Here is a 15,216-nt window from a genome sequence, read left to right on the forward strand (position 1 = left end):
AACCTCCTTAATAAATATATTTAGAGCATATTAAGTTTTAGCATATAGTTCTGTTGGATTATAAAAGCAATGCTGACCTACTTTTACTTGGAAACGACCTGTTCCATTTCTGGGGAATGTATAAGGACAAGTAGGTTTAAATGGGTTGAAATACCATAGTGAATAGCCAACAGTAAATAATCTGTTTCCAGAAAGTGCCCAATCTGCTATATTATAATGGACTTGTTCTGGTGGATTTGCCCAAATTGTTTGTGGATTTGCTTTTCCTCCAAGAACAGAACGAACACAATCGAATTGACCTTTTTGATAAATGATTTTTCGGATATCACCCTGCCCTATACGGTGATATTCTCCATAAGGGATTCTTTTTCGATTCATGATAACCGTGGCTACAGCTTTCATTCCATTATCTCCTTCACCACCTGCTTCACACTTAATAATTCTTGCAAGGAGTTCTCTATCTGAATAAGCCATGTTTATTCACCTCATTTTTGTTGCTGATAATATTAATTTATGCATGAATTAAAAAAATGCTACTAAATATTTTAAAGGAATAGTTATAAAATGATTGAAAAACTATTTATAAGAGTTATCAAAGGCATTCGCTTATCTATATTTTGAAAAATAGGGTATAATATATAAAATCAATAAAATAAAGGAGAAACAGATTATGGATAAACAATTTAAGGATTATAATTTTAAGGATTTTATTTTAGAGAAGCTTGAAGAAAATCATATTATCACACCTACAAAAATACAATCTGAAACTTTTTTGTTAACATTAAAGGGAAAGGATGTTATAGGAAAAGCCAAAACAGGAACAGGAAAAACACTTGCTTATTTGCTGCCTATGATAGAAAAAATTGATCCCTCCAAAAGAGAACTTCAAATGTTAGTGTTAGCACCTAGTAGAGAGTTGAGCCTTCAGATTAAAAGAGAAGCAGAGCTTATTACTAAAGGGACAAATATTCTTGTAGAAGCTGTTGTAGAAGGCATAAAATTAGAAAAACAATTAGAAAAATTAAAGAAAAAACCTCAATTGATTGTTGCAACGCCAGGGAAATTAGTACAGATCATAGGGCTAAAAAAGATCAAAATGCATAATGTAAAGATTATTGCATTAGATGAAGTAGATCAAATTTTAGAACAAGGATTACGGGATAAAATTTTTGCAGTTGTGAATAAAACATTAAAGGATCGACAGCTCTTGAGTTTTTCGGCAACTATTTCAAAAGAAGCAAAAGAAATATTAAATAAATTAATGAAAGAACCTGTGTTTGTAAATTTAGATCATGTAGAACCAATCCCTTCAAAAATAGAGCATCAATATATTATAACTAAAAAATTAAAGAAAACAGAAACTTTAGTAGAAATTTTAAAGAATGTCAAGCCTAAAAAAAGTTTGATATTTATTAATAATAATCAAAATGTAGATCGTTTTGTAAAAGAATTGAAAAGTGAAGGATTTTCTGTAGGTGGTATACAAACAAGAACAAAAAATCAAGAAAGGCAACATTTATTAACTTCTTTTAATAAAGGGAAGTTAAAAATTCTTGTTACGACAGATCTTTTTACAAGAGGTATGAATTTTCAAGAAGTAAGTCATATTTTTAATATGGATTTACCACTTAATCAAACAGATTATTTACATCGTGCAGGTCGTACGGGAAGAATGGATAGGGAAGGCGTTGTAATTAATATTATAAGAGATAGAGAAAAATTTATTTTATATAAGATGATGAAATCTCTTAATATAAAGGTTATACCAATAGTTATTAGAAATGGGAAACTGATTCCTGTGCAAGAGATTATTAATAGAAAAAAAGTTACAAATAAGAATTATGATTACAAAAGATAAATATGGGTATGGTATACTTATAATAGATAAAGGATAAATAAAAAATTTTAAGAGAGCATAAAAGAAAGGGATGATATTTATGAATGGTCAAGAAATGCTAAATTATAAAAATTGGGCTGTTGTAGGAGATGTATTGAATCCTTCAAAATTTGCTCATAAGATTAAAAATAGGCTAATAGATGCAGGCTATAATGTATTTTTAATAAATCCTAGAGACAAAAGTGGAGAAGTTTTTTTAAGTCTTAAGGATATAAAAGAGCAAATTGATGTTATTGACCTTTGTATTAATCCAAATACAGGAATGAAAATTATTGAGGAAGCACATGAATTAGGAATAAATAAAGTTTTAATACAACCAGGAGCTGGAAGCGAAGAGATTAAATCATTTTGTAAAGAAAAAGGAATTACTTATCTTGAAAGCTGTGTATTGGTGGAATTATCAAAAAAAGGAATATAAACAAAAAAGAGGAACAAATTTGTTCCTCTTTTCATATAATAAAGGAAACATTTCAATAGATGCAATGTAATGGTGCATTTTATTTGATTATGATAAAATGATAGATATTAAGCTATTGAAAGGAGGATAAGATGATTAGCTCTACTGAAATTATTTTTAGATTAGTGTTGGCAAGTATTTTAGGAGGACTAATAGGATTAGAAAGAGAATCTAATAATAGACCAGCAGGGTTTCGAACTCATATTTTGGTTACTGCAGGAGCAGCACTTATAATGCTTATATCTATGTATGGCTTTAATGGTTTTGGTGTAAATGGTTCTGGAGGAGAACCAGCAAGACTGGCAGCACAGGTAGTAAGTGGTATTGGTTTTTTAGGAGCAGGAACGATTCTAAGGCAAGGAAATTGTATTCATGGATTAACTACTGCTGCAAGTCTTTGGGTTTGTGGTTGTATAGGATTAGCGATAGGAAATGGATACTACTTAGGAGGATTAGTTACAGCAGGAATTGTCTTATTTTCTTTGATAAGTTTAGGATTATTTGAAAAAACTGTATTTAAAGATAAGTATAAAACTTTACATGTGATATGCTGTGAAAGACCAGGACTAATTGGAGAGATTGGAACTTTATTAGGGCAGTATGATATCACTATAAAATATATAAAAATGTCTCCTTTTGAAGAATATAAAGATAACAACCTTCATATTGATATTACGGTTAAGGTGCCGATTCATTTTTCACCAGAAATATTATTTACAAGCATCGGGAAAATAGAAGGGATCAAAAGTGTAAATTGGGAAGGATAATAGACTATATAAAAAGATTATGTTATGATAAGAAAGAAAATAAAAAAAAGGAGAAATAAAATGAGCAAAGAAATTTTAGCAACAGTTAGTGGTACTGAAATTACGAAGGAAGATTTAGACTTAGTATTAAAGCATGCACCAAAAGAGCAACAAATGCAGTTAAATACTTTAGCAGGTAAAAAATATTTGTTAAATGAGATGATTACCCAGCAAATGCTTTATTTAGATGCTAAGGAAAAGGGTTTAGATAAGGAAGAAGAATATTTAAAAGAACTTAAATCTGTAGAAGAAAATTTACTAAAGCAATATGCTGTTAAAAAATTATTAGAAGATGTAAAGGTTGATGAAGCTGAAATCAAGGAATATTATGAAAAAAATCCAGAGCAATTTACAACAGGTGATTCTGTTAGAGCAAAGCATATATTAGTGAAAGATGAAGAAAAGGCAAAAGAGATATTAAAAGAAATACAAGATGGAAAGAATTTTGAGGAAGCAGCAGCAGAATATTCAGAATGTCCATCTAAAGAAAAGGGTGGAGATTTAGGATATTTTCAAAAGGGACAAATGGTGCCAGAGTTTGAAAAGGTTGCTTTTGAACTAGAAGTAGGAGCAATGGGTGAGCTTGTAAAAACTCAATTTGGTTATCATATTATTAAAGTTGAAGATAAAAAAGCTGCTAGTACAATGCCTTTTGATCAAGTAAAAGGGCAACTTGAGCAATATATATTAAGAAATAAACAAAATGAAAAATTTAAAAGTTATACAGATCAATTAAGAGGGAAGTATGAAATTACATCAAATGAAGAATTGCTCAAATAGGTCAGAAATTATGTTCTGATCTTTTTTCGTGATAAAAGTATAATACTAGATGAAAAAGTTTAGAAAATGAAGCATTTGTCAAAAATAAAGAATGTTATAGACTAGAGGATTACTTCAATATATAATTATTATACAAGTATATGAGAGGAGATTAGATATGCAAGAAAAAAAGATTGTAACATTTATTGATGAAGAAGGAAAAAAAATAGATTTTGAAGTTGTTGATACCTTAAATATTGAAGAAGACAAATATGCACTATTAGCTCCTGTTGGAGAAGAAGAAGATGCTTATGTGTACAAAGTTATTGAGGTAGATGGAAAAGAGGAGTACATAGCAATCGAGGATGATGATGAATTTGCTCGTGTAACTGAAGAGTATGAATCTTACTTTGATGAAGAATAGACCTTAGTGAAAACCTTACGCTAAGGTTTTCCTATACTTATAAAAGAAGGAGTTTATTTATATGGAGCGTAAAATAGATTTAAAAAGCTGTACGATGAAGCAACTTGAAATTTTTATAGAATCTATTGGAGAAAAGAAATTTAGAGCAAAACAAATTTTTGGATGGATCCACAAGGGAATAAATGATATCGATAAAATGAGTAATCTTTCAAAAAATTTAAGGGAAAAGTTAAAAGATAAAGCAAATATAGGAAAGATCAAAATAGAGGATGTGTTGATTTCTAAAATTGATGGTACTAGAAAATATTTGTTTCTTCTAGAAGATGGAAATATTATAGAAAGTGTATTGATGAAATATAAGCATGGAAATTCTGTTTGTGTGTCTTCACAGGTAGGCTGTAGGATGGGATGTACATTTTGTGCTTCTACTATTGATGGAGTTATAAGAAATTTAAGTGCAGGAGAGATATTAGATCAAGTATTATCCATACAAAAGGATATTGGGGAAAGAGTATCAAATGTTGTAATAATGGGAAGTGGAGAACCCTTTGATAACTATGAAGAAATACTAAAGTTTTTTGATATTATAAACCATCCAGAGGGTTTGAATATAAGTCTTAGAAATATAACAGTATCTACTTGTGGGCTAGTGCCTCAAATATTAGATTTAGCAGAAAGAAGACTACAAGTTACTCTAGCAATTTCTTTGCATGCTTCAAATGATTCATTAAGAAGTAAGATGATGCCTATAAATCGCAAATATCCTTTAGATGAATTGTTGAAAGCATGTAAGATATATACAGATAAGACAAATAAAAGAATTACCTTTGAATATGCACTTATTAAAGATGTGAATGATACTACAGAGCATGCTAATGAGTTAGCGAGAAAAATAAAAAATATATTATGTCATGTAAATTTGATTCCTCTTAATAAAATAGATGAAAGAGAATATGATACTGCAAAAATAGACAGAATAAAAAAATTCCAAAAAATATTAAAGACTAATGGCATTGAAGCAACTATAAGAAGGGAATTAGGTAGTGATATCAATGCTGCTTGTGGTCAATTGAGAAGGAAATATGATAAAAAAAGAAGAAGTAGATAGAAAAATTTATAGAATCTCTACAGCTGTAAATACTGTAGAGATTTTTTATAGAAGGAATTTATTTCCTAAATATTTTTTAATATCTTTAGGGTCGCTAAGAGGAGTAATAATAATTTCACGTTCACTTTCTTGAAAATATATTAAAATTTCAGTATTTCCTTCAAGAAAAGCTTTTGCTACTGTTTCTTCTTTAACTTCTCTTACTTTATTTTTATGATGCTTCTTTTTTTCAAATTCTTTTGTAAAGTAATATCCTGTCATTCTGATTACTTTTGTATACCTTTTCATTTTCTACCTCCTAAAATCATATATCGTATTTAGTATAACATAATTTTGATAATGTATGAAAAGTGAAGGCACATATTTATGAAAAAAAGAATATTATAGTAATAGTAGATGATAGGGGGGATAGGATTGAGAGTTTTAAAGAGAGGGGTTCAGGGAACAGATGTAATGGAGATTCAAGCACTCCTTAAAAAAATAGGATATGACCCAGGTCCTATTGATGGAATATTTGGAGAAAAGACAGAAATGGCTGTGAAAAAATTTCAACAGGATAATGGACTCATACCTGATGGAATTATTGGATCTAATACCATGAAAGTGTTACAACCACTTTTATTAGGATATGATATTTATACAATAAAAGCAGGAGATACCATGTATAAAATAGCAAGGAAATATTATACGAAGGTTATAAATATTATAGCAGCGAATCCTAATGTAAATCCATATTATTTACAGATAGGACAAAAAATTATTGTACCATATGGTATAGATATTGTAGATACAAATATTGACTATACATATGATATTATGAAAAGAGATATTGAAGGGCTGAAGGTAAGATATCCATTTTTAGAGGTAGGTATTGCAGGGAAAAGTGTTTTGGGAAGAAATTTATATTATATAAAATTAGGAAATGGACCTAATCAGGTTTTTTACAATGGTGCACATCATTCATTAGAATGGATTACATCTTTACTACTTATGAAGTTTATTGAAAATTTTTCAAAGGCATATATAAGAGAAGAAGTTATAAGAGGATATAATACGAAGGATATATGGGAAAAAAGCTCTATATATATTATTCCTATGGTAAATCCAGATGGTATAGATTTAGTACTTAATGGACTACAAAGAAATAATCCATATTATTATCAATTAATAAAATGGAATAAAGGAAATATAGATTTTTCAAAGAACTGGCAAGCTAATAATAGAGGTGTAGATTTGAATCATAATTATGATGCATTATGGGAAAAGTCAAAGGAAGCAGAGAAAGAATATGGTATTTATGGTCCAGGTCCTACAAGGTACTCTGGCCCATATCCAGAGTCTGAACCTGAATCAAAGACGGTTGCAGATTTTACTAGAAATCATAATTTTAGATTGGTGCTTGCATATCATAGTCAGGGAGAGGTAATATACTGGGATTTTGAAAATCTCGCTCCCATTGAAGCAAAAAAAATAGGAGAATTTTTTGCTAAGGTAAGTGGATATACATTAGCTGAGACTTATGGTATTGCATCTTATGCAGGATATAAGGACTGGTTTATAGATAAATATAGAAGACCTGGGTATACTATTGAAGTAGGAAAAGGGGAAAATCCTCTTCCAATTGAACAGTTTGATAAAATATATCATGATAATGAAGAAATTCTATTATTAGCACCACTTGTATAAAAGCGGCTTTTTGCCGCTTTTAATATGAAAAAATTTTGTATATAGATATCACTCATTTATGCATATGGAGTGTCACGTATACTAGCAGGACATAATAGTTTGTAGTATAATGTTATTGGAAAAGAGTTTTTGTAATATACAAAGTAAGTTAATACGAGTTCCATTTTTGAAAGGGGTTTTAAAGTGGAAAATATTCAAAATATCATGGTATGTGTAACACAGCAAAAAACTTGTGAAAGACTTATTAGAAGAGGTGCACAAATAAGAGACGAATATAATGGAGAGCTTTTTGTTATACATGTAGCAAAAGAAGGCTATCATTTTTTAGGGAAGTCAAAAGATGGAGATGCTTTAGAGTATTTATTTGAACAAGCAAAGGCTTATGGTGCAAACTTGACTGTGGTAAGATCTAATGATGTATTAGAAACATTAAAAAAATTAACTGAAAAAAATAATATAGATTTAATTGTAGTAGGAGAATCCTATGAGAAGGAAGAAAAAAATGTAGTAAGAAAATTAGAAAAGAAATTACCTAAAGGAGTAGAGATTGAAACGGTACCTGTAGAGCAAAAAGAAAAGGTATGCTAAGGTGCAAATAGAAAAAAGCATAGAAGGGAAATGAATCAGTGAAAAAAAATAGATACAGGATATATTCACAATATTTAAAAGAAAAATATGGAGAAAAGGTATATAAAATTCCTATCAATCTTCCTGTAACTTGTCCAAATAGAGATGGCGTTATTGCTAAGGGTGGATGTATATTTTGTGGAGAAGAAGGTGCTGGTTTTGAAAACTTAGAGCATACTATATCAGTTACAGAGCAGCTCAATACTAATATAGCTTATATTCAAAAAAAATATAAAGCTAGAAAATTTATTGCATATTTTCAAAACTTCACAAATACCTATTTACCTTTAGAAAAATTCAAGGAATATATCCTTGCAGCTTGTAAAGAGAATATAGTAGAAATTGCAATATCTACACGACCAGACTGTATAAATGATGTATATTTAGACTTTTTAAGAGAGGTCAAAGAAAAAAATAATATCAATATATCTATAGAATTAGGTCTTCAGAGCGTTAATTATCATACATTAAAGAAAATAAATAGAGGACATACTCTCGCAGAATTGATTGATGCGGTACTTCGTATTAAAAATTATGGTTTTGAAAGCTGCGTGCACATGATTTTAAATCTTCCGTGGGATAATAAAGAAGATGTGATAGAAGGAGCTAAAATCATATCAGCTCTTGGTGTAGAGCAAGTAAAGCTACATTCTTTATATATTTTAAAGGATACGGTTATGGGAAGCATGTATGAAAATAAAGAATTTGAAATTATTTCATTAGAGGAATATATAAATAGTGTAATAATATTTTTAGAGTATTTAAATCCTAATATTATTGTTCAAAGGTTGATTGGGAGAGCACCAAAGGAAAATACTATTTTTTGCAACTGGAATACTAGTTGGTGGAAAATAAAAGACGCTATTGATGAAAAAATGGAAAAATTAGATAGTTATCAAGGAAAAAAGTTTAATTATTTAAATGGAAAAGCTATAAAACAATTTATCAATACATAGACAAGATATTTATTTTGTCTATGTATTTTTTTGTCTAATAAAATATTAATATTTTAAAAGAGATTTTTTTATTTTTGACATAAAAAACAATTATAATATATACAATTGGCAATATTTATGTTAATATTATAATATAATATAACACAATAAATAAATAAAACATACAATTACACATATATCTATTGATATATGTGTATATATTTGATGATAGGGGGATATAATATGTCAGTAAAAGTAGGGATTAATGGTTTTGGAAGAATTGGTAAAAATGTATTAAGAGCATGGTTAGAAAGACAAAAGGATATTGAGATTGTGGCTATTAATAGCACAAGTGGACCAGAAAAGCATGCTCATATATTTAAGTATGATTCGCTTTATGGAATATTGCCATATGAAGTAAAGGCTACTGAAAATTCAATTGTCGTAGGAGATAAAGAAATCGCATTTACAGCATATAAAGATCCAGCACAAATTCCATGGAAGGAATTGGGGGTAGATATTGTTATTGAATCTACAGGAAAGTTTAGAACAAAAGAAGAGTGTCAAAAGCATATTGAGGCAGGAGCAAAAAAGGTAATTATTACTGCTCCAGGGAAAAATGAAGATAAAACAATTGTTATGGGTGTAAATCATATTGAATATGATCCAGATGAGCATGATATTGTATCTAATGCATCATGTACTACAAATTGCTTAGCTCCAGTTGCAAAGGTGCTTCATGATGAGTTTGGAATTGTAAAAGGATTAATGACAACAGTACATGCATATACAAATGATCAAAAAATATTAGATTTACCACATAAAGACTTAAGAAGAGCAAGAGCTGCAGCTGAGTCTATTATTCCTACTACAACAGGTGCTGCTAAAGCTGTAGCGAAGGTACTACCAGAATTAGAGGGCAAACTGCATGGAATGGCAATGCGTGTGCCAGTTCCTGTAGTTTCTGTAGTAGATTTAGTTGTTGAATTAGAGAAATCTACTACAGTAGAGGAAGTAAACGATAAATTGAGAGAAGCTTCAGAAGGGGCGTTATATGGTATTTTAGGGTATTCTGATGAGCCGCTTGTTTCAATAGATTATAAAAAGGATTATCGTTCGTCTATAGTAGATGGATTATCTACTGCAGTGGTTGGAGAGAATATGATAAAAATTGTTGCATGGTACGATAATGAATGGGGATATTCTAATAGAGTGATTGATTTAGCTGAGTATATTGGTGAAATAGGATTTGGTTATAAACATAATGAATGTAAAAAAGCTATTGGATGTTATTGTATGGCATAAAATACGTGAAAAAATAATCCTGTGATGAAAAGCAGGATTATTTTTTCATATTCATTTAAAATGATATAATAGGAGTAGTTCAAATTATAATGAATCAAATATTAAGGGGGCTATTATGAAGGATATATTAATAGTTTGGGATATTGATGGAACATTGATTAACAGTAAAGGCTGTGGAAGAGCTGCTATGGAAAAAGCTTTTTATCAGCTATTTGGATTAGAAAAAGCATTTAAAGAAGTGAATATGGCAGGAAGATTAGATGCAATGATTGTAAATGATGCTTTTGATAAAAATAATATTATCAATAGAGATATTGATTTGTTTTTTGATATTTATTGTAAAGTTCTTGAAGAAATGCTTATTGATAAAGACTATATAAAAATTTTACCAGGGGTGAAAGCTATTCTTGAGCATAATAGTCAGGAATATAATATTTTCCATGCTTTAGGAACAGGAAATATTGAAAAAGGAGCAAGGATTAAGTTAAAACCACATAATTTAAATAAATATTTTAAGGTAGGTGCTTTTGGAGATGAAGCAATAGAAAGATGGGAAATGGTTCATAAGGCTATTCAGCGTGCTCAAGCTTTTAATGGAATAATATATAATAGAGAAAATATTTATGTTATAGGAGATACAAAATTAGATATTGAATGTGCGAAAATATTAGGAATAAAAAGTATCGCTGTAGCTACGGGTGCCCATAGTGCAGAGCTGTTAAGGGAATATGCTCCAGATTATTTATTAGAAAGCTTAGAAGATAAAAATAAATTTTTAGGGATATTTGGTTGAAAGATATGATAGTATATATATATTTAGGAACATCTTGAACAATTGTAAAACTTATCTTACAATAAATATTGGAGTGTATTATATTTCAGATATATATAGAATAAATAATGGTAGGCATTATAAGGTTGCCTAAGAAGATAATTGAATAAGGTGCAATAGCAGCATAAGTAAGGGGTGAGATGCACGTGAGGCACTGGAAAAAGATTCTGATACCTTATGAACAAGCAGTAGAAGAATTAAAGGTAAAATTTAAAGCAATTCGTAATGAACTTAGGGAAATGAGTGAGTATTCTCCTATAGAGTTTGTTACAGGAAGAGTAAAAAAAGTATCTAGCATTTTAGAAAAAGCTCAAAAATATGGGATTCCTGAGGATGAAATCGAAGAAAAAATAGAAGATATTGCTGGGATTAGAATAATGTGTCAGTTTGTAGATGACATATATAAAGTGGTAGAATTGATTGAACAAAGAGATGGAAAAGACTTGAAAATTGAATATGTAAAAGATTACATAAAAAACAGGAAGGAAAGTGGATATAGAAGCTATCATATTATTATAAAATATCCTATACAAACAGCTTTTGGGCATAAAGAAATTCTTGCTGAAATTCAAATACGTACCTTAGCAATGAATTTTTGGGCTACTATTGAACATTCCATTAATTATAAGTATAAGAAAAATGTTCCTGAGCCTATTAAAGAAAGACTAAAAAAATCAGCAGAAGCTGCGTATCTTTTAGATAAGGAAATGTGGGCTATTCGAGATGAAGTAATAAACGCACAAAAGCTTTTTGAAGCAAGATCGAATACAGTTTCTAGTATTGTTAATAATATTCAACTTTTAAAGAGTGTTGGAAAAGGAGAAAGAGCTAAAGCATTTCAGAAAAAATTTAATAAAGCTTTAAGAGAAAGCAATACTATTGAACTGACTGAATTATCTGAAGCTGTGAAGCATGCTGTAGATAAATATAAAGCATTTGAATAAAGATAAAGTAGCTTTATTAAACCTATAAAGATATGTATATTCTATAAAAAGCGAGAATACTTTTTGTTTTAAAAAGAATTCTCGCTTATTTTGTCTATTATTCAATTATTGTCAAAACTTCTTCTACTGATTTTCGAGGTGGGCTTTTTAATTCTCCACTAGGAACACCAATAGGTGTCATGGCAGCTAGGAAATAGTTTTCTTTATCTAAACCAATGAAAGCTTCAATTTCTTTTGCGGCATAGTTTGAGCTAGTCATCCAGCAAGTGCCATAGCCCATATTCGCAGCAGCAAGCATAAGATTTTCCATAGCTGCTCCTATGTTTTGAATAGCAGGATTTGTTTTTGAAAGATTATGTATTTCTTCTGTTGAAGCACCTATTTCTTTCAATACATCAAGACCAGTAGGCTTGTAGGAAGTCTCAGTATATACAAGAACAAGTACAGGAGCATTTCTGAATACTGTTGAAAATCTTAAAAATTTAGTAAAGCTTTTTTTCATAGCTTCATTTTTAAGTGCATCTGCTAGTTCAGCATTTTTTCTTTCAATAATTTTTGCGATTTGTTCAATTTTTTCCTTGTTTGTGATAACAACAAAATGCCAATTTTGAACGTTTTTACCTGAAGGGGCATATGTAGCAGCTTCAATCATTTTTTTGATATCTTCTACAGGAACAGCATCTTCTTTAAATCTTCTAACGCTATGTCTTTTGTAAATAAATTCTAAGTTACTCAAAAGATCATCCTCCTTAACTTTTTTACATTTGATATTATATATGATTTGTAAAAACAGTTCAATTTAATTTAGCTTTTGTTAAGAAAATCTTTCTAATTTAGGGTATAATATTTAAGTAATTTCATGTTAAAGTAGGTGAATAAATGGCGATATATGTGATTGGTGATTTGCATCTTAGCTTTGGTGTAGATAAGCCAATGGATATTTTTGGTGCTCATTGGGTAAACCATCATGAAAAAATTAGAAAAAACTGGATAAATTTAATAAATCATAATGATTTAGTATTAATTCCTGGTGATACTTCTTGGGCTATGAATTTAGACGAGGCAATGGTTGATTTAGAATGGGTGCATTCTCTTCCAGGACAAAAAATATTAATTAGAGGAAATCATGACTATTGGTGGAGTTCTGTCACAAAGATGAATAGATTGTTTGAAGATATAAAGTTTTTGCAAAATAATTATTTTATATATGAAAATTATGCTATATGTGGCACAAGAGGATGGATATGCCCAAATGATTATAAATTTACTGAACATGATAAAAAAATATATGAAAGAGAGCTGCATAGATTGAAATTATCAATAGAAGCTGCTGTAAAGGATGGATATAAGGAGCTATTAGTTATGACTCACTATCCACCTACTAATGATAAATTGCAGCCTTCTGAATTTACTAAAATATATGAAGCTTATGGAGTCAAGAAAGTAATCTATGGACACCTTCATGGAAAAGAATCTTTTGATGGTGGACTGCAAGGTGAGAAAAATGGTGTTTATTATTATTTAACATCTTGTGATGCATTGGAGTTTAAACCATTAAAAATTTTAGATTGATCAGTCATTTATTATTAGGGCTAATAATGATAATGCTCTGCATATGTTATAATATGAGGAAAACATATTTTATGACAGAGGTGGAATATGGTGAAAAATAAGAAATATAATAAAGGAATATTGGTAAGAACCTGTAAAAGATGCAAAAAAATTATTGATGAAAGATCATTATATGATTATTGTCCAGAATGCTTTAGAAAGATTGAAGAAATTTTTGATAAAATTGAGGAATATTTAAAAGAATACCCTGGAGCAACTGCTTTTGAAATTGAACAAGAAACAGGAGTTCCATATCATATTATAAATAATTTTGTTAGAGAGGGAAGACTTATTGAGATTCCAAATGAATATTTGAATTTTGAATGTAAAAGATGTGGTTGCTTGCTTCTTTCAGCACATCATAAATATTGTCCTTCATGCAGGAGAGAAATAGAAAAAGAGCTTGAGTCAACGAAAAAACAGTTAAGAAAATCGCTCAATCATGAAAATGCAAAAATGCATATAAAACATGGAGAAGGAAGAAGAAAATAAAACTAAAACGATATCATTTTTTTATTTTCTGCATATCTATTAAGCAGGAGGTGAAAAAATGAGAAGATTTCATAGTTATACAGTAGAAAGTTATTTAGCTTATTTAAGAAATTTGAAATTGAAAAGAAAGATTACAGACATTCATTTGCATCATACGTGGAAGCCTACAAAGAAAACTTATTATTTAGCAAGCAATAAAGAAAAAATTATTTATGGTATGTGGAAATATCATACTCAAACACTGAAATGGCGTGATATTGGGCAGCATGTGAGTGTTTCTCCTGATGGACTTATATGGGATGGAAGAGATGTAAATTTAATGCCGGCTAGTATTTCAGGACATAATAAGAATGCTTTTGCTATTGAAATGATTGGAAACTTCGATAAGGGCTATGAAAAGCTTGAAGGAGCACAATTAGAGGCTGTTAAAAAGCTTGTTAAAGGATTATTTGAGATCTTTCATACCAAAAAATTAATATTTCATAGAGAATATTCCAATAAAACTTGTCCAGGGACATCTTTGAATAAAGCTATGTTTCTTGAAGAAATAGAAAATCGTATAAAAATATTAGGAGATTCTGTAGCCACGAAGGAACAGATGAAACAATATTTACTAACGGTTAATCCAGTGCCTAAAATTCAGTGTACTCCAGAGGAAATAGTGAATTATTATCTTAATGAAGGAGCTACAGAAGGAGTAAGAGGAGATATAGCTTTTGCTCAGGCGCTTCTTGAAACAGGATTTTTTAGGTTTGGAGGGATTGTTCTTCCTGAGCAGAACAATTATGCAGGTCTTGGGGCTACTAATGCTACTCAAAAAGGAAGAGCAGCAAGCTTTTCTAGTCCACAAATAGGGGTTAGAGCACATATTCAGCATTTAAAAGGATATGCAAGTAAAGAGCCTTTAGTTAATCCTGCTGTAGACCCTAGATATACAATATTAGCAGAGCGTGGACTTTTAGGTTCTTGTATATATGTAACGGATTTGAATGGTAAATGGGCTATTCCGGGGAATGATTATGGAGAAAAAATATTAAAAATTTTTGATAAATTCATATTCTTTTCTGTGAAGGAAGAGTCGGCAAACAGAGAAGGTATTTTAGAAGAAAATAAAAAATTGAAAGAAGATAATATGAGAATGCAGGAAAAGATAAAAAAATATGAAGCATTATTTAATACAATAAAAAAAGAAATAGATCATTTTTCATAGACTGCTTTTAAATAGCAGTCTATATATTTTTTGAAAAAAACATAAAAACTTTAATATATTCAGATAATTATGTCAAATGAATGGAATTCAATAACGGTATTGTATATAATAGGATATATAGGG

At 29.7% G+C, this 15,216-nt stretch carries 18 protein-coding genes; 15 read left to right on the forward strand and 3 right to left on the reverse strand.

From position 1 onward, the window contains the following. Positions 1–30: 30 nt before the first annotated feature. Positions 31–474: a cell wall hydrolase gene (locus tag KVH43_RS09035; RefSeq protein WP_218282215.1), complete on the reverse strand. Its 444-nt coding sequence runs from the start codon at positions 472–474 to the stop codon at positions 31–33. 196 nt (positions 475–670) lie between these two features. Between KVH43_RS09035 and KVH43_RS09040 the strand changes: the two genes are divergently transcribed. The 6 genes from KVH43_RS09040 (at position 671) to rlmN (ending at position 5,451) form a co-directional block, all read left to right on the forward strand. Next, the gene (locus KVH43_RS09040; protein ID WP_218282216.1) at positions 671–1,858 is read left to right on the forward strand and encodes a DEAD/DEAH box helicase; all 1,188 of its coding nucleotides are present in this window, start codon (positions 671–673) and stop codon (positions 1,856–1,858) included. A gap of 79 nt (positions 1,859–1,937) precedes the next feature. Beyond that, positions 1,938–2,315: a CoA-binding protein gene (locus tag KVH43_RS09045; protein ID WP_218282217.1), complete on the forward strand. Its 378-nt coding sequence runs from the start codon at positions 1,938–1,940 to the stop codon at positions 2,313–2,315. Between the two features lie 131 nt (positions 2,316–2,446). Further along, positions 2,447–3,121 (forward strand): MgtC/SapB family protein, encoded by a 675-nt coding sequence (locus KVH43_RS09050; RefSeq protein ID WP_218282218.1) that lies wholly within the window; start codon positions 2,447–2,449, stop codon positions 3,119–3,121. Between the two features lie 60 nt (positions 3,122–3,181). After that, positions 3,182–3,940: a peptidylprolyl isomerase gene (locus KVH43_RS09055; protein WP_255547728.1), complete on the forward strand. Its 759-nt coding sequence runs from the start codon at positions 3,182–3,184 to the stop codon at positions 3,938–3,940. Between the two features lie 157 nt (positions 3,941–4,097). Then, entirely contained in the window at positions 4,098–4,343 is a 246-nt protein-coding gene (locus KVH43_RS09060; protein WP_218282219.1) for a DUF1292 domain-containing protein, read from the forward strand. A gap of 61 nt (positions 4,344–4,404) precedes the next feature. Continuing rightward, the gene (gene rlmN, locus KVH43_RS09065; RefSeq protein ID WP_218282220.1) at positions 4,405–5,451 is read left to right on the forward strand and encodes a dual-specificity RNA methyltransferase RlmN; all 1,047 of its coding nucleotides are present in this window, start codon (positions 4,405–4,407) and stop codon (positions 5,449–5,451) included. Positions 5,452–5,496: 45 nt separating this feature from the next. On the opposite strand, the gene KVH43_RS09070 is transcribed toward rlmN, so the two are convergent. Then, a complete protein-coding gene (locus KVH43_RS09070) occupies positions 5,497–5,739 on the reverse strand; it encodes a hypothetical protein (protein ID WP_218282221.1) in 243 nt (80 codons plus the stop codon). A gap of 126 nt (positions 5,740–5,865) precedes the next feature. On the opposite strand from KVH43_RS09070, the gene KVH43_RS09075 reads away from it, so the two are divergent. The 6 genes from KVH43_RS09075 (at position 5,866) to KVH43_RS09100 (ending at position 11,780) form a co-directional block, all read left to right on the forward strand. Beyond that, a complete protein-coding gene (locus KVH43_RS09075) occupies positions 5,866–7,137 on the forward strand; it encodes a M14 family metallopeptidase (protein ID WP_218282222.1) in 1,272 nt (423 codons plus the stop codon). A 183-nt stretch (positions 7,138–7,320) separates the two neighbouring features. Then, positions 7,321–7,725 (forward strand): universal stress protein, encoded by a 405-nt coding sequence (locus KVH43_RS09080; protein ID WP_218282223.1) that lies wholly within the window; start codon positions 7,321–7,323, stop codon positions 7,723–7,725. Between the two features lie 38 nt (positions 7,726–7,763). Then, positions 7,764–8,720, forward strand: coding sequence for a tRNA modification radical SAM protein MnmL/YtqA (gene mnmL / locus KVH43_RS09085; RefSeq protein WP_218282224.1), 957 nt, complete (start codon positions 7,764–7,766; stop codon positions 8,718–8,720). A gap of 222 nt (positions 8,721–8,942) precedes the next feature. After that, entirely contained in the window at positions 8,943–10,004 is a 1,062-nt protein-coding gene (gene gap, locus KVH43_RS09090) for a type I glyceraldehyde-3-phosphate dehydrogenase (RefSeq protein WP_218282225.1), read from the forward strand. 115 nt (positions 10,005–10,119) lie between these two features. Then, complete coding sequence (locus KVH43_RS09095) at positions 10,120–10,797, forward strand: HAD family hydrolase (RefSeq protein ID WP_218282226.1); 678 nt, start codon at positions 10,120–10,122, stop codon at positions 10,795–10,797. A 179-nt stretch (positions 10,798–10,976) separates the two neighbouring features. Then, positions 10,977–11,780, forward strand: coding sequence for a GTP pyrophosphokinase (locus KVH43_RS09100; RefSeq protein WP_218282227.1), 804 nt, complete (start codon positions 10,977–10,979; stop codon positions 11,778–11,780). A 97-nt stretch (positions 11,781–11,877) separates the two neighbouring features. Here the strand turns inward: KVH43_RS09100 and KVH43_RS09105 are convergent, their stop codons facing one another. Further along, positions 11,878–12,516, reverse strand: coding sequence for a nitroreductase family protein (locus KVH43_RS09105; protein WP_218282228.1), 639 nt, complete (start codon positions 12,514–12,516; stop codon positions 11,878–11,880). Between the two features lie 143 nt (positions 12,517–12,659). Here KVH43_RS09105 and KVH43_RS09110 point away from each other — a divergent pair, with 143 nt between their 5' ends. The 3 genes from KVH43_RS09110 to KVH43_RS09120 all read left to right on the forward strand — a co-directional run bounded on the left by KVH43_RS09110 (position 12,660) and on the right by KVH43_RS09120 (position 15,093). Further along, a complete protein-coding gene (locus tag KVH43_RS09110) occupies positions 12,660–13,352 on the forward strand; it encodes a metallophosphoesterase (protein ID WP_218282229.1) in 693 nt (230 codons plus the stop codon). Between the two features lie 90 nt (positions 13,353–13,442). Continuing rightward, positions 13,443–13,883 (forward strand): hypothetical protein, encoded by a 441-nt coding sequence (locus tag KVH43_RS09115; RefSeq protein WP_338028334.1) that lies wholly within the window; start codon positions 13,443–13,445, stop codon positions 13,881–13,883. A gap of 58 nt (positions 13,884–13,941) precedes the next feature. Then, complete coding sequence (locus KVH43_RS09120) at positions 13,942–15,093, forward strand: N-acetylmuramoyl-L-alanine amidase (protein ID WP_218282231.1); 1,152 nt, start codon at positions 13,942–13,944, stop codon at positions 15,091–15,093. Positions 15,094–15,216 lie beyond the last annotated feature (123 nt).

It is taken from the genome of Crassaminicella indica (genome assembly GCF_019203185.1).
GTDB lineage: Bacteria > Bacillota > Clostridia > Peptostreptococcales > Thermotaleaceae > Crassaminicella > Crassaminicella indica.